A 15,546-nucleotide genomic window follows, 5' to 3' on the forward strand; every position below is an offset into this window, starting at 1 on the left:
TGTATAGGGAAAGGAGTCACAATCGAAAATGAATTATTTAGAAATTGAAAAAGTAGTCGGAAGAGAAATCTTAGATTCCAGAGGAAATCCAACAGTTGAGGCTGAGATCACATTGGTAGACGGAACAGTCGCAAGAGGAACAGCTCCAAGTGGTGCATCGACAGGAGAATTTGAAGCACTGGAATTAAGAGATGGAGATAAAGAAAGATATTTAGGAAAAGGTGTTACAAAAGCCGTAGAAAATATCAATACAAAGATCAGTGAAGCAATCATCGGATTAGACGCTTCTGATACATATGCAGTAGACAAAGCAATGATTGATGCAGATGGAACAAAAGATAAATCAAACTTCGGAGCAAATGCAATCTTAGCTGTATCTATCGCAGCAGCAAGAGCAGCAGCTACATCTCTTGAAGTACCTTTATACAGATTTTTAGGTGGGGTGTCAGGAAACAGACTTCCAGTGCCAATGATGAACATCGTAAATGGTGGATGTCATGCATTATCATCAGGACTTGATGTACAGGAATTCATGATCATGCCAGTTGGAGCTCCATCCTTCAAAGAATGTTTAAGATGGTGTGCTGAAGTATTCCACGCATTAGCAGGAATCTTAAAAGAAAGAGGACTTGCTACATCCGTAGGTGATGAAGGTGGATTCGCGCCAGCATTAAAATCAGATGAAGAAGCAATCGAAACTATCTTAGAAGCAGTGAAAAAAGCAGGATACGAGCCAGGAAAAGACTTCAAGATCGCTATGGATGCTGCATCTTCAGAATGGAAGAGCGAAAAAGGAAAAGGATATTACAAACTGCCAAAAGCAGGAACAGAGTATACAGCTGAAGAACTGATCGAGCACTGGGCTGCATTATGTGAAAAATATCCAATCATCTCAATCGAAGATGGATTAGATGAAGAAGACTGGGAAGGATGGCAGAAACTTACGGAAAGACTTGGAGATAAAGTACAGTTAGTTGGAGACGACTTATTTGTAACAAATACGGAAAGACTTTCCAAAGGAATCGAAATGGGAGCAGGAAACTCTATCCTGATCAAATTAAACCAGATCGGATCTATCTCTGAAACATTAGAAGCGATCAAGATGGCACACAAAGCTGGATACACAGCCGTAACATCTCATCGTTCTGGTGAAACAGCAGATACAACGATCGCTGACTTAGCCGTTGCATTAAATACATGCCAGATCAAGACAGGAGCACCTTCAAGATCTGAACGTGTCGCAAAATACAATCAGTTATTAAGAATTGAAGAAGCTTTAGGAGACAGTGCAGTATATCCTGGAATCATAGCATTCAACGTAAAATAATAAATAATAAGAACACAATTATAAAAAAATGTAAATAATAGCCCTTTTAAGCCTCTGGATGTTATTGTCCAGAGGCTTTTTTCAATCGTGACAGTTCAATAATTTAACAATAAAATGAAAATCATTTTCAAATTAGGATATACGGAGGAAGACCAATTGCCAAGGAAATCACAATATAGAACCAAACAAATGATACAGTTATTAGAATATTTAAAAAGCATTCCAGGAGAACATCTGGATAAAAGATGCTACAGAGAATTATCTGGTGGCAGCAGCAAAGAGTTTTATTTCCAATATCCGTTTGTATGGTATGCATTGATCGTAGGAATACTTGCTATTGGATAGCTTTTGCGACAGCAAGTATTTTTGGAAAGGTTATAGCGATGTGATCATATGAAAAAATATATAAGACTCATGGCGGGAATCTGACTGATGATATTTATATTTACAGGATGTGGAAATCATACGATATCGAAGAAAACATCAAAAAAGGAAATAGATTATGATCTGGTAAAGATGGATAAAGATGAAGTATATGCAACAGTTTATCAGATTGATGGGGATAATAATAAATATTGCAGATTAGCCAATGCAGTTATAAAATAGTTGTTAAAGATAATAGAGGATGTATCATCAAGTTTATGATACATCCTCTATTATTTTTGATATATTATTATGAAATATGCTTTACGGATATCCTATCCCCAGACTTCCTCAGCAATCTCCTTGATCAGAGCCATCTTTTTCCACTGATCGTCATCTGTTAAGATATTTCCTTCCTCTGTAGAAGAGAAACCACACTGAGGGCTTAAGCAAAGCTGATCAAGAGCAACATACTGTGTAGCTTCTTTGATACGCTCTTTGATCTCTTCTTTATCTTCAAGCTGAGGATCTTTAGAAGTAACAAGACCTAATACAACTTTCTGATCTTTGATGAAACGTAAAGGTTTGAAATCACCAGCACGATCACTGTCATACTCTAAGAAGAAACCATCAATCTTGCATCCGCCAAATAAAGTTTCAGCAACTGGCTCATATCCACCAGAAGAGAACCATGTAGAACGGAAGTTACCACGGCAGATATGCATTGTGATCGTCATATCCTCAGGTTTTGCTTCTAAAGCTTCATTAATCATCTTCACATAATTTTTTGCAATCTGGTCAAGATCAAGCCCACGGCTTGCATAATCATCACGTTTGCTCTGGTCACAGAATTCTCCCCAAGATGTATCATCAAACTGTAAATAACGGCATCCACGAGCGTAGAATGCTTTGATCGCTTTCTGATAAGCAAGAGCAATCTCATGATACAGATCATCTTCATTTTTGTAACGATCGATTGGCTGATAAGATTCACTTCCACGAACACAGCAGATTAAGTGAAGCATTGTAGGAGAAGGAATTGTCATCTTGCAATCAATATCTCCAGCAACTTCTTTTAAATAAGAAAAATGATCTAAGAATTCACTGTTCTCATCAAAATCAACTTTATCAACGATCTCAAGAGTTGCAGCTTTTGGCTGATGTCCTTTAAAAGCAACAGACCAGTGATCTGCTTTGATCTCTTCAACCCCAACTAAAGAAGCAAGGAAATCAAGATGCCAGTAACGACGTCTTAATTCTCCGTCTGTCACTGCTTTTAATCCAGCAGCTTTTTCTTTTTCAACTAATTCTTTGATCGCTTTATCTTCCACTTCACGTAACTGGTCAGCAGATAAAGTCCCCTCTGCATATTCCGTACGTGCATCTTTTAAATAATCTGGTCGTAAAAAACTACCAACGATATCATATCTGTAAGGTCTCATAAGTATAAATCCTTTCTATATTAAATATTTTATTATTTGCCTACTAATATTATATAGAATATCAAATATAAATAAGAAAGTGAAATAACTATAAATAACAGTTTGCCATAACCTGAAGCTATAATGAGAATAATTTTCAGATAATTATGTCTTGCTTTTAACAATGATTGTATGCAATGTACGGACAATGTTTCTGATAAGAAATTGTTAATTGTACAATATTAAAAAAATTGCATATTTTTTGTACTTTTCTTTAAGCATTGTAGAGAAAAAAGAAAATATTTGTTATAATGCACATAGATAAAAAAATAACAATATCTAGGGTGTTTTAGTTAAGTGTTTTATAAGGAAGGGTAAACTATTATGTATGATGTAACAAGCATTCAGAATCTGAAAAAAGATGTACTGTATTTAGTAGCAAAGGCATCGTTTGAAGGAACATTAGAAGAAGAACGCGATCACATTCCAGAGAAGATGATCGAAGGACCAGAACCAACATTCCGTTGCTGCATCTACAAAGAGAGAGAAATCGTAAGACAGAGAATCCGTTTAGCAGAGGGAAAAGCTCCAGGAGCAGAAGACGATGGAAATATCGTGCAGGTGATCAAATCTGCATGTGCAGACTGTCCAATCTCAAGCTATGTTGTAACAAACAACTGTCAGAACTGTCTTGGAAAAGACTGTATCAAAGCATGTCGTTTCGGAGCAATCGAACCAGGACATACAAGATCAAGAATCGATTCTCAGAAATGTAAAGAATGTGGTATGTGTGCGAAAGCCTGTCCATACAATGCGATCGCTCATGTATCAAGACCATGTAAAGACAGCTGTCCAGTAGACGCAATTTCTTATGATGAATACGGAGTATCAGTGATCGATGAAGAAAAATGTATCCGTTGCGGACAGTGTGCAGCAAAATGTCCATTCGGTGCGATCGGAACAAAGACATGGATCACAAATGTAATCGCAGACTTAAAAGCAGGTAAGAAAGTCTATGCGATCCTTGCACCAGCAACAGAAGGACAGTTCGGAAAAGACATTACAATGGAAAGCTGGAGACAGGCAGTAAAGAAAGCTGGATTTGAAGATCTTATCGAAGCAGGTTTAGGTGGAGATATGACAACATGCAGCGAAGCAGAAGAATGGTTAGAAGCTTACAGAAATGGTGAGAAGAGAACAACTTCATGTTGCCCAGGATTCGTAAATATGATCCGCAAACATTATCCAGATCTTGCAGATCTTATTTCTACAACAGTATCTCCAATGTGTGCAGTATCAAGAATGATCAAAGCAAAAGATCCAGAAGCTGTCACAGTATTCGTTGGACCATGTGTAGCTAAGAAGTCAGAAGTAGCAGATCAGAAGATCGAAGGAAATGCAGATTACGCATTAAACTACAACGAGATCTTAGCAATCCTGAAAGCAAAAGACGTAGAATTAGAACCAGCAGAGAATACATACCAGGATGCTACAACATTCGGTAAATTCTATGGAAACTCTGGTGGAGTTACAGATTCTGTATTAGAATACATGAAAGAAACAGAACAGAACGAAGATATCAAAGTATGCAAAGCCAACGGAGCAGCAGAATGTAAGAAAGCATTAATGTTCTTACAGAGAGGAAGATTACCAGAAGACTTCATCGAAGGTATGGCATGCGAAGGCGGATGCGTTGGTGGACCAAGCCGTAACGAAGAGATCATCAAAGCACGTAAAGTCAGAGAAAATCTGATCAAATCCGCAGACGATCGTAAGATCACAGACAACTTAAAACGTTATGATATGGATAGCTTCTCAATGCATAGATAATCATGCAGTTAGTAAGTATATGAAGCATTAAAGTAAGATAAATAACATTCTGAGTAGAACATAATTATTTTATGACTCAGAATGTTATTTTGTTTTATGGGAAAGTTTTATAAAATAAGTGTAAATTGTATTAAAAACAGTAACTATTACTACTAGATATTTCCATAAAACTATGTTATAGTAAGAACAGTTAAAATAAAAACAATCTTATTTTGGAGGTAATACAATGAAAGATATTAAAGTTACAGATTCAGTAAAATATATTGGTGTAGATGATCATGATATTGACTTATTTGAGAGCCAGTATGTAGTACCAAACGGTGTTTCTTATAACTCTTATGTAATCTTAGATGAGAAAGTAGCCGTTATGGATACTGTAGATGCACGCAAGACAGATGAATGGCTTGCAAACTTAGAAGAAGCATTAGAGGGAAGAAATGTAGATTACATTGTAGTATCTCATATGGAGCCAGACCATGCAGCAAGCTTACAGGTATTAGCAGAAAAATATCCAGAAGCACAGATTGTTGGTAATGCCAAGACATTTAATATGATCCCTCAGTTCTTCGCATTCGATCTAGAAGGACGTAAAGTGGTAGTAAAAGAAGGAGATACATTATCTCTTGGATCACATACATTACAGTTTGTTATGGCACCAATGGTTCACTGGCCAGAAGTTATGGTAGCTTACGAAACATCAGAGAAGATCTTATTCTCAGCAGATGGATTTGGTAAATTCGGTGCTTTAGATGCAGATGAAGACTGGGCATGTGAAGCAAGACGTTATTACTTTAACATCTGTGGTAAATACGGAGTACAGGTACAGAATCTGTTAAAGAAAGCAGCAGGATTAGATATCGAGATCATCTGTCCATTACACGGACCAATTTTAAAAGAAAACCTTGGATATTATATCGGATTATATGATACATGGAGCAAATACGAACCAGAAGATAAAGGAATTCTGATCGCATACGCATCTATCCATGGAAATACAGCAGCTGCAGCAAAGAAATTAGCAGAGATCTTAGAAGCAAAAGGAGCTCCAAAAGTCGTAGTAGCAGATCTTTCAAGAGATGACATGGCAGAAGTGATCGAAGATGCTTTCCGCTATGACAGACTCGTATTAGCAGCAGCAACATACGATGCAGGAATCTTCCCATGCATGGAAGACTTCTTACATCACTTAAAAGCTAAGAACTATCAGAAACGTAAAGTAGCATTCATGGAAAATGGATCTTGGGCACCAATGGCTGCGAAGATTATGAAGGGTATCGTAGAAGGATTTAAGAATATTGAGATCGTTGATCCTGTTGTTACGATCAAGTCTACGATGAATGATGAGAATGTTAAGACTATGGAAGAATTGGCTGATAACTTACTTTAAATTCTAATTTGTGAGTTGGTTGGCCAACTGTAGATTTCGAGTATATGATAAAAAATAAATAAGCAACTGAACGCGATGCGGTGGAATTTTGCTCATATTTTGAACAAATCGCTGATCCGCCCAATTTCCTACGAAAACTCGCTTTGAAGTTTTGTTTAAGACAAAAATCTTTGAAGCTCAGACATTCGTCCAATTGGGCTGCGAATTTGTTCAAAATATGGCAAAATTCCAATGCATCGTGTTCGGTTGCTTATTTATTTTTTATCATATAGCTGAAGTCTATAGAGTGGACAATTCACAAGATTGGAAAATTTGAGGTGGTGTGTATGGAAAATAATATTGTATGGGGTTTCAATCATTCGCTATCTCCTTCGTTTTATCAAAAATTGACTGTTTTATCAGTAACTTCCGCTGTTCCTTTCATATTTCCCATCTAATTCTTCTTTTCTCAATTCAGCATATATTGTCCCCGAAGCTTCGAAATATACTGCCTGCAGTTTAAAAGTTTCCGGCACAGTTTCATCGAAAGAAGCTGAGGAAGTCTGGTATCCCGCTTCATTCTTGGAACAAGATCCTGATCCCATGGGATGTGCAAGACATATTTGTATAAAAAAGCAAGGTTTGTAGCCAAGATATTTCATAAATAGACTGATAAAAACCTCCATGATGATAACGACATAAAAAAGAAGCTACCAGTCTCATGGAGGTCCTCGTAAGAAAGAAAATCTTTTGTCAGCGAATACAAAAATTATTAGCCAATACCGTTTAACATGCACATCTCTAGTGGTTTCGATACCTGTTAATTGCAGCCATAATCTCTTGTTTCCGAACCACAGCAAGGTTTGTATTGACATATTTACAATTAAGCAAAGCAGCTAAGCCTTTCGTATCAATTAATTTCATCAATTCATCAATAATCTGGCGAAGATTCTTTGTTCCATCCATTAAATGCAATTTCGCATATAACAAAGCATAAGACAGAGCAGCAGTCTGCTCACTGTCAATAATCTGTTCCACATAACGAAGATCTACAGTTTCTTTATTAATAGAAAAGGCATCCTTTCCAAGAGTTTTCACTTTAATTCTCCGATCTTTTTTCAGATCATTTCCAGCTTTAAAACATCGGTCAAAACAAGGATCAGGATGTTTGTTTTCAGGAAGTGACACTATAGGGAAATCCTTGGCTGCTTCTTTTGCAATCATTGTAATATCTTTTGGCATATACTGATCCATCTGGATAATATGATCTGCTGGGTGGAAATAAGAACCGCAGCTTCCAGCTACAATAATAGAGGAAATACCATATCGTTCATACAATTCTCTGACACGTTCAATAAATGGAGTGATCGGTTCCTGATCACGAAGAATCACTCGTTGCATCAATTCATCACGGATCATAAAGTTAGTAGCACTTGTATCTTCATCAATTAAAAATAAAGAAGAACCAGTTTCGATCGCTTCCACTACATTTGCAGCCTGAGAGGTACTTCCACTGGCATCTTCGGTACAGAAAGATATCGTATCTTTTCCGTTTGGAAGGTTGTTGATAAACATGGAAATATCCGTATTTGTAATGCTTCGGCCATCTTCGGCACGTATTTTCATGGCGGTAGGATCAGTGATCACAAATTCACGGCCATCTCCTTTGATGTGGTCATAGACACCAAGTTCTAAAGATTTCAGTAACGTTGATTTTCCATGATAACCTCCACCAACGATCAAAGTAATACCCTTTGGAATTCCCATACCAGTAATTTTCCCATGATGTGGAAGATCAAAGGATACACGATAACTGTCAGGAGATTTAAAAGCAACGCAATGTTTCATAGGCCTTTGTGAAACTCCGCTTTCTCTTGGCAAAATAGAACCATCTGCAATAAATGCAACAAGTCCCATAGAATCTAGTTTTGTTCGGATATTATATTGATCTTCAGATAGATCAATCGCAGATTTCAAGGCTTTTTGATCTATATTTTTATAAAACAATGAAGAGATTGCACAGGAAGGCAGAAGGTCAAATAACATTTTAGATAATTCACGTCCATTGACAGTTCGACCATTTGCAGGGAAACCGGCTTCAAAATGAATAGAAATATCTCCATTTGAAGGATTGATCGTACAGGCAGTTCGTTCCAAAACTTCCTGTCCACATTTGCTGATAGAAAATAACCCACTTTTTCCAGAACCTTTTGCACGAAAAGATATTTTGGATAAAGCATTATAAAACAGACGAGTCAGGTGATCGCAAAGAGCAATGCGTTTGTATTTTGCATTATAAAATTCAGCAGGGAATCCAGCTTTTTTCCCTTTAACTTCAATACTTAATTTCGATGGTGATGCAAAAGGATCCCCCTGTACATGATCGATCGATAAATAATAATTTCCAAAATCATAAATTCCATAAGTTCCTTTATATGCCGGATATCCTTTCCGGTCGATATTTTTTAACATAGATCTTAAATCTGATGATGATTTCATAAATAATTCCTCCTTTAAGATAAAGCAGAAAATTTTATTCCTGCAAAATAATGATAACAGTCTGATATATTTTTGTAAACAAGATGAAATCTAACAAAATCCGTGGTATCATAAGAAAATGACCAGACAGAAAGGCGGAAATGAAACGATGGATCTTGAAAAGTTAAAAACGATCAAAGCAGTTGTCTTTGATATGGATGGCTTAATGTTTGACAGCGAACACTACGTACAGAAATCTTGGGATATCGCAGGAGAGAAACTTGGATACGGACCATTAGGGTATAATATAGTAAATACATTAGGAACCAATCTTACGAACCGAAAGAAATATTTTCTTGAACATTACGGAAATGATTTTCCATTTGATGAATTTTTACAGACATACAGAAAGGCATATTATGATCTGGCAAAAGATGGGATACCAGCAAAAAAAGGACTGCATGAGATTTTGGAAGTGTTAAAAGAAAAGAATTTAAAAATTGGAGTAGCAACATCTTCAACAAGAGAACATGCACTCGATAATTTTGAACGAGAACAGATTACGCACTATTTTGATTCTATCATAACAGGAGAGATGATCGAACATGGAAAACCTGAACCGGATATTTATGTAGAATCATGCAGACAGCTAAAAGTAGATCCAAAGGATGCAATCGCATTAGAAGATGCAATCAATGGAATCAGATCTGCACACGGGGCAGGAATGAATCCAGTGATGATCCCAGATATCGTACAGGATACAAGCAAAGTAGATGCATTGCTGTTTGGAAAATGCAAATCTTTATTGGAATTTGCAGAGATTTTGAAAAGTATTAAATTGGACACGGAAGAATAAAAGTATTAGATTAGATATAGAAGAAATACGAAGAAAGGAAACAAATATGGCAAAGAAAAAAAGTGCAGGATGTGAATACTGCAGTAATTATGTATATGACGAAGATTATGAATATTATGTATGCGACATTAATTTAGATGAAGATGAAATGGCAAGATTCATGAGTTACAGCGACTGGGATTGCCCTTATTTCCAGATGGATGATGAGTATGCGATCGTAAGGAAGCAGAATTAATAGTTGGATAAAAATAAGATAGTATAGATAGTAAATTTTCATCATATGTGATAAAATTGTATTAAAAGGAAAACAGTACTTGAGACACCAAGGATTAAAAGAAAAGGGGTGTTACATATGAAGAAAAATACGATCATATGCATTTCCAGAGAATACGGAAGCGGTGGAAGGGCAGTAGGAGAACTTCTGTCAGAGAAATTAGGAATTCCATTCTATGACAAAGAAATTCTCTCCCGTGTTGCCAAAGAAAGTGATATGTCTGAAGAATTTGTAAAGAACCACGAAGAAAGTGCAACTTACAGTCACATATTAAACGTACCGATCGGACATAGATTCCCAGGTGTTGAAACGGAAGAGATCATGACACCAGAGAAACTATTTATGATTCAGGCAAAGGTGATTCATGAATTAGCATCAGAACATGATTCTTGTATCTTTGTTGGAAGATGCGCAGATGTGGTTTTGAAAGACCATGAAAACTGCTACAGCTTCTTTATCCACAGTCCAGTAAAAGATCGTATCAAACGGTTAGTAGAGACAGAAGGAGTCAGTGAACGACAGGCCAAGAAGATGATCAAGCAGACAGACTGGGAGAGATCTTCTTATCATAACTATTACACAAAACAAAAATGGGGAGATCCAGGTAATTATGATCTGATGATCAATTCTGCAAGAACTGGAATAGAAAAAGCAGCGAAGATCATTATAGATTACATAGGATAATGCCATTAAAACTTCATAAACAAAGAGAATACCACAGATGAATGCTCAATCTGTGGTATTCTCAAAAGGTTAAAAATGATGCTATGAAATAATATGATTTTTAATGATCAACCGAATTGACTGATATAAATAAGGCTTTAATTCATCAATTGGTACGGGTTCCTTTGTTAAGATTACATTATAACATGAACCAGCAACTATCTCGATGATCATATAGATCATAACCTCTGGATGATCAAATTCATAACCGGAATTTTTCAAAAGATCCATATATATATCGTAAATATTTCGTTGGGCATCATCAATTGGTTCTACTAAAGAGTTCTTAAACATTCCCCAGCTTAGATGCTTAGAGATCAGTTTTAAAAGTGTAGGACTGTCATTCAATGATTCAATGACCTGATCAACAATAAAGATTAGTTTATCTTCAAAGTTATCAATAGACTGTTTTTGAAGTTCCTGATAAGCATGTTTAAAAACTTCCGCTGATTTCTTTGCAATCAGTTTATAGCGGATATCTAGTTTATCTTTAAAGTACAAATAAAAAGTACCTTTTGCAACACCCGCTTCATTTACGATATCGGAGATGGAGGTCTTTTGAAATCCCTTCTCTGTAAACAGATGATAAGCTGTATTTAAAAGGGCATCTTGTTTTTTCTTTTTATTTAATTCGACCTTTTTCATGGCGATCTCTCCTCTCATTTTCTCTAGTATAACTAAAAAATGACCAAAAGTCAAAAAGATTTATCAATTTTATTGACTTTTGGTCATTTTTGGCGTATAACATAGATAGGTTGAAAATGACTATTCGTCAGAATTAGAAATGGGAGGATGCTATGATACAATTTGCAAAGAAGTTAGTACATCATCGAAAATTCATCGTCTTCCTGGCTTTCATTTTACTGATTCCATCAACGATCGGAATCGTGAAGACAAGGATCAATTATGACATTTTAAGTTATCTTCCAGACTCATTAGAGACGGTGAAGGGGCAAGATATCATGGTAGATCAGTTTGGGGCCGGAGCTTATTCGATGATCATCGTTGAAGATATGAATCTTCATGACGTACAGAAGCTAAAACAGAAACTAGAGAAAGTCGATCACGTTGACAAGATCATCTGGTATGATGATATCGCAGATCTAAGCGTTCCAAAAGAAATGCTTCCTGAGAAAGTAAGGAAAATATTCTTTAATAAGAACGCAACCATGATGATCGCAATGTTTAAAGAAACGACATCATCTGATAACACGATGGAAGCAGTCACGCAGATGCGTAAGATTGTTGGAAAACAGTGTTTTATCAGTGGTATGTCCGGGGTAGTTACAGATATCAAGAACCTGGTTATGCAGGAGATTCCAATTTACGTTACGATCGCAGCAGTACTTTCACTGATCGTATTATTTGTTACGATGGAATCCTTTGCGGTTGCCTTTTTATTCCTGTTAAGTATCGGAATGGCGATCCTTTATAATCTAGGAACAAATATTTTCCTAAGTGATGTGTCTTATCTTACAATGGCATTGACTGCGATCTTGCAGTTGGGAGTTACGATGGATTACTCGATTTTTCTACTTCATAGCTATGAGAGTAATAAGATCAGATTTGAAAATGATAAAGAACGTGCCATGGCACATGCGATTTCCAATACATTTAAGTCTATCACAGGAAGTTCTGTTACAACGGTTGCTGGATTCTTTGCATTGTGCTTTATGACATTTGCATTAGGAGCTAACTTAGGGATTGTTATGGCGAAAGGTGTTATCATCGGAGTTATCTGTTGTGTGACTGTTTTACCATCACTGATACTGATCTGTGATAAATTGATCGAGAAGACACACCATCGTTCTTTGATGCCAGATTTAACGAATGCATCACATTTTATTACAAAGCATTATAAAGCAACGATCGTCGTATTTTTGATTATGATTTTCCCAGCAATCTATGGAAATAATCATACAGAGATCTACTATAATATTGATAAATCACTTCCACAGAGTTTGCCAAGTAATGTGGCAAATAAGAAGTTAAGTGATGAATTTGGAATGAGTAACATTCATATGGTCATGATCAAGAACGGTATGAGCCAGAAGGAATTAAGCAGTATGCAGAAAGAGATCGATAAAGTCGATGGCGTTGAATGGTGTCTCGGAATGAACTCTGTGATCGGTTCAAGTATTCCATCTGATATGATCCCGTCTTCTATGAAAGAGATGTTACAAAGTGATGAATATGAGATGCAGTTTATCTGTTCCAATTACAAATCAGCAACCGAACAGGTTAATAAACAGATTGATCAGATCAACAAGATTGTGAAGAAATACAGTCCAGGATCAATGGTTATTGGGGAAGCACCATTGATGAACGATTTGGAGACTGTCACCAATGTTGACCTTAGAAATGTAAATATTGCTTCGATCGCGGCAATCTTTGTGATCATCCTGATCGTATTTAAATCCATTTCCTTACCAGTAATTTTGGTTGCCGTGATCGAATTTGCAATCTGTGTTAATATGGCGGTTCCATATTACACGGGATTATCACTGCCGTTCGTTGCAAGTATCGTTATTGGAACGATCCAGTTAGGAGCAACGGTTGACTATGCGATCTTGATGACAAGCCGTTACCAGAAGGAACGTATGAATGGCAAGAAGAAAATGGAAGCGATCCGTATTGCGCATGAAACATCCATGCAGTCTATCATCACCAGTGGATTAAGTTTCTTCGCAGCAACGATCGGTATTGCGATTTATTCAAACATCGATATGATCAGTGCAATCTGTACCTTACTTGCACGAGGAGCCGTGATCAGTACCGTTGCCGTAATCTTTATTCTGCCGGCAATGTTTATGATATTTGACAAATTAATTTGTAAAACAACCCTCAAAATGGGGCATTTAGAATAGGAGAGCGATTGTTATGAGAAAAAAAAGATTATCAAAAGCATTAGCAATGTTCCTTGCGGCAGCTCTTACAATCCCGGCAGCAGTTCCGGTAGCAGCTAGCGAGTCCACTGCAGATAAAGAAGAAACAGTCTATGTAAAAACAGATGCAAATGGAAAAGAAAAAACAGTGATCGTCAGTGACTGGTTAAAGAACTTCTCAGGAGAAGCAAAGATCAAAGATGCCACTGACCTTACAGATGTTGAGAATGTCAAAGGAAACGAAACATACCAACAAGGAAAGAAACATAACATTACATGGAATGCCAACGGAAATGATATTTACTATCAGGGAAGTAGTGATAAGAATCTGCCAGTATCTATGAAAGTCACGTATTATCTGGACGGAAAAGAAATCAAACCAAAAGATCTGATCGGTAAATCTGGAAAAGTAAAGATACATTATGAATATGAAAACCATTCCGAAGTGACAAAGACGATCAATGGAAAACAGACAACGATCTATACACCATTTACAATGATCACAGCAGCAATCTTAAATACGGATAATTTTTCCAATGTCAAAGTAACAAATGGAAAAGTGATCTCTGATGGCAGCAAACATATTGTTATCGGAGTTGCAATGCCAGGACTATCCGACAGCTTAAATCTTAAGAATACAAGCATCGGATCAAACTTCGATATTCCAGAAGACTTTGAGATCACAGCGGATGTAGAAGATTTCCAGATGACAGTCACAGCAACAGTTGCTAATTCTGATACACTATCCGAATTCGGCTTAGATGATGCAGGAGATTTAAGTGAACTGACGGATTCCTTAAAGGACCTTGAAAATGCAACAGACAAATTATGTGATGGATCTGGGAAATTAGTTAAAGGAATTGAGAAATTAGTCACAGCATCTAGTAAATTAAAATCAGGAAGCAAGCAGATTGCTGTCAGCACAAAACAGTTAGCAAGCGGTTTGGATAAACTGGTAAATGGTTCTTCTGCATTAAAGAGTGGAACAAGCCAGTTAGCACAGGGAACAAGTGCATTACCATCTTCAACAGCTAAATTAGACAGCGGTGTCAGACAGATTATTAAGGAACTGCAGAACAGCACACCAAGTGCAAGTGAGCAGGCAAAATTACAGGAAAACTTACAGAATGCACAGTCAGATATTACAACACAATTAACAAGTGTACAAAAACATTTGTATAGTATGCAATCAACATTACAAAATGATTTCCCATTAATTGCTAAAGAGATTGGAAAAACAGCAACTGATGTAGGAACACAGGAAGGAACAATTAAGGCATTAGTGGCTAATTCCAGTACAATGTCAGAGGATGAAAAAACGGCATTAAAAGAAGTAGCAGATTCTTTAGGCAAAGATGTTACGTCACTGCAAGGTTCCATCAGTTCAATCAGTGCGAAAGCAGGATCTATAGGAGATGATGCAACAGCAATTGGGCAAAATCTGACACAGACAAAAAGTGATTTGAAAATTGTGGCAGGATGCCTGACACAGATTCAGAACCTGCTATCAACTACAAAGACATCTACAGCCAAATTAGAAGCAGCATTAAAAGAAGTGGCAGCAGGAACTGGACAGTTAAAGAAATCATCTAAGACATTGACAGCATCCATTAAGAAGTTAGATGCAGGAGCCAAAACATTAAATAACGGAACAAAGACAGCAGCAAGCGGAGCTAAGAAATTAAGCAAAGGTGCATCAACATTAGATAACGGAATGGGACAGATGTCCACAGGAATTGCAACATTGAAAAATGGTGCGGTTACATTAAATGAAGGAATGTTGACTTACAGAAAAGACGGAATTGATAAACTTGTCAATACGATCAATGATGATGCGAAAGATATCTTAGACAGAGTTGATGCGGTGATGGATGAAGGAGAGAATTATCAGACATTTACTAAGAAGGCTAGTGGAACGAAAGGTAGTGTGAAATTTATTATTGAAACTGAGGAATTAGAAAAATAAAATATGAGAATTTTCAACAAATTAAAAATATAATCAGAAAATTCTTGACAAATAAAA

The 15,546-nt window shown here is 36.7% G+C and carries 13 protein-coding genes; 10 read left to right on the forward strand and 3 right to left on the reverse strand.

Going from position 1 to position 15,546, the window contains the following annotated elements; all coding sequences use genetic code 11:
• Positions 1-28 precede the first annotated feature (28 nt).
• From eno to KE503_RS00515, 3 genes are all read left to right on the forward strand, one after another.
• Positions 29-1,327 (forward strand): phosphopyruvate hydratase, encoded by a 1,299-nt coding sequence (gene eno / locus KE503_RS00505; RefSeq protein ID WP_212384255.1) that lies wholly within the window; start codon positions 29-31, stop codon positions 1,325-1,327.
• 156 nt (positions 1,328-1,483) lie between these two features.
• Complete coding sequence (locus tag KE503_RS00510) at positions 1,484-1,672, forward strand: hypothetical protein (protein ID WP_212384256.1); 189 nt, start codon at positions 1,484-1,486, stop codon at positions 1,670-1,672.
• An 87-nt stretch (positions 1,673-1,759) separates the two neighbouring features.
• Positions 1,760-1,933, forward strand: a complete 174-nt coding sequence (locus KE503_RS00515; protein WP_212384257.1) for a hypothetical protein — start codon at positions 1,760-1,762, stop codon at positions 1,931-1,933.
• A 92-nt stretch (positions 1,934-2,025) separates the two neighbouring features.
• Here KE503_RS00515 and KE503_RS00520 read toward each other — a convergent pair whose 3' ends face one another.
• Positions 2,026-3,132, reverse strand: coding sequence for a 5-methyltetrahydropteroyltriglutamate--homocysteine S-methyltransferase (locus KE503_RS00520; RefSeq protein ID WP_055197581.1), 1,107 nt, complete (start codon positions 3,130-3,132; stop codon positions 2,026-2,028).
• Between the two features lie 363 nt (positions 3,133-3,495).
• Here KE503_RS00520 and KE503_RS00525 point away from each other — a divergent pair, with 363 nt between their 5' ends.
• Both KE503_RS00525 and KE503_RS00530 read left to right on the forward strand, forming a co-directional pair.
• Positions 3,496-4,941, forward strand: coding sequence for a 4Fe-4S dicluster domain-containing protein (locus KE503_RS00525; RefSeq protein WP_055197579.1), 1,446 nt, complete (start codon positions 3,496-3,498; stop codon positions 4,939-4,941).
• A 226-nt stretch (positions 4,942-5,167) separates the two neighbouring features.
• Positions 5,168-6,328, forward strand: a complete 1,161-nt coding sequence (locus KE503_RS00530; protein ID WP_117944455.1) for an FprA family A-type flavoprotein — start codon at positions 5,168-5,170, stop codon at positions 6,326-6,328.
• A gap of 780 nt (positions 6,329-7,108) precedes the next feature.
• Here KE503_RS00530 and KE503_RS00535 read toward each other — a convergent pair.
• Positions 7,109-8,806: an ABC-ATPase domain-containing protein gene (locus KE503_RS00535; protein ID WP_212384258.1), complete on the reverse strand. Its 1,698-nt coding sequence runs from the start codon at positions 8,804-8,806 to the stop codon at positions 7,109-7,111.
• Between the two features lie 118 nt (positions 8,807-8,924).
• Here KE503_RS00535 and KE503_RS00540 point away from each other — a divergent pair, with 118 nt between their 5' ends.
• The 3 genes from KE503_RS00540 (at position 8,925) to KE503_RS00550 (ending at position 10,599) form a co-directional block, all read left to right on the forward strand.
• Positions 8,925-9,641: an HAD family hydrolase gene (locus tag KE503_RS00540; RefSeq protein WP_212384259.1), complete on the forward strand. Its 717-nt coding sequence runs from the start codon at positions 8,925-8,927 to the stop codon at positions 9,639-9,641.
• 46 nt (positions 9,642-9,687) lie between these two features.
• Positions 9,688-9,876 carry a DUF6472 family protein gene (locus tag KE503_RS00545; RefSeq protein WP_008392367.1) on the forward strand — a complete coding sequence of 63 codons (189 nt, stop codon included), beginning with the start codon at positions 9,688-9,690 and terminating at the stop codon, positions 9,874-9,876.
• 117 nt (positions 9,877-9,993) lie between these two features.
• Positions 9,994-10,599, forward strand: a complete 606-nt coding sequence (locus tag KE503_RS00550; protein ID WP_022374195.1) for a cytidylate kinase-like family protein — start codon at positions 9,994-9,996, stop codon at positions 10,597-10,599.
• Positions 10,600-10,680: 81 nt separating this feature from the next.
• Here KE503_RS00550 and KE503_RS00555 read toward each other — a convergent pair whose 3' ends face one another.
• Entirely contained in the window at positions 10,681-11,283 is a 603-nt protein-coding gene (locus KE503_RS00555) for a TetR/AcrR family transcriptional regulator (RefSeq protein WP_022374196.1), read from the reverse strand.
• Positions 11,284-11,435: 152 nt separating this feature from the next.
• Here KE503_RS00555 and KE503_RS00560 point away from each other — a divergent pair, with 152 nt between their 5' ends.
• A complete protein-coding gene (locus KE503_RS00560; protein ID WP_212384260.1) occupies positions 11,436-13,505 on the forward strand; it encodes an efflux RND transporter permease subunit in 2,070 nt (689 codons plus the stop codon).
• Between the two features lie 13 nt (positions 13,506-13,518).
• A complete protein-coding gene (locus KE503_RS00565; RefSeq protein ID WP_212384261.1) occupies positions 13,519-15,489 on the forward strand; it encodes a hypothetical protein in 1,971 nt (656 codons plus the stop codon).
• Positions 15,490-15,546: the final 57 nt, after the last annotated feature.

The sequence above is a fragment of the Anaerostipes sp. Marseille-Q3525 genome (genome assembly GCF_018223505.1).
Taxonomy (GTDB): domain Bacteria; phylum Bacillota; class Clostridia; order Lachnospirales; family Lachnospiraceae; genus Anaerostipes; species Anaerostipes amylophilus.

Excerpts from the sequence above, each read along its gene's own strand:
- eno (WP_212384255.1), top strand. The coding sequence starts at position 29 with ATGAATTATTTAGAAATTGAAAAAGTAGTCGGAAGAGAAATCTTAGAT.
- KE503_RS00515 (WP_212384257.1), top strand. The coding sequence starts at position 1,760 with ATGATATTTATATTTACAGGATGTGGAAATCATACGATATCGAAGAAA.
- KE503_RS00520 (WP_055197581.1), bottom strand. The coding sequence starts at position 3,132 with ATGAGACCTTACAGATATGATATCGTTGGTAGTTTTTTACGACCAGAT.
- KE503_RS00525 (WP_055197579.1), top strand. The coding sequence starts at position 3,496 with ATGTATGATGTAACAAGCATTCAGAATCTGAAAAAAGATGTACTGTAT.
- KE503_RS00530 (WP_117944455.1), top strand. The coding sequence starts at position 5,168 with ATGAAAGATATTAAAGTTACAGATTCAGTAAAATATATTGGTGTAGAT.
- KE503_RS00535 (WP_212384258.1), bottom strand. The coding sequence starts at position 8,806 with ATGAAATCATCATCAGATTTAAGATCTATGTTAAAAAATATCGACCGG.
- KE503_RS00540 (WP_212384259.1), top strand. The coding sequence starts at position 8,925 with ATGACCAGACAGAAAGGCGGAAATGAAACGATGGATCTTGAAAAGTTA.
- KE503_RS00545 (WP_008392367.1), top strand. The coding sequence starts at position 9,688 with ATGGCAAAGAAAAAAAGTGCAGGATGTGAATACTGCAGTAATTATGTA.
- KE503_RS00550 (WP_022374195.1), top strand. The coding sequence starts at position 9,994 with ATGAAGAAAAATACGATCATATGCATTTCCAGAGAATACGGAAGCGGT.
- KE503_RS00555 (WP_022374196.1), bottom strand. The coding sequence starts at position 11,283 with ATGAAAAAGGTCGAATTAAATAAAAAGAAAAAACAAGATGCCCTTTTA.
- KE503_RS00560 (WP_212384260.1), top strand. The coding sequence starts at position 11,436 with ATGATACAATTTGCAAAGAAGTTAGTACATCATCGAAAATTCATCGTC.
- KE503_RS00565 (WP_212384261.1), top strand. The coding sequence starts at position 13,519 with ATGAGAAAAAAAAGATTATCAAAAGCATTAGCAATGTTCCTTGCGGCA.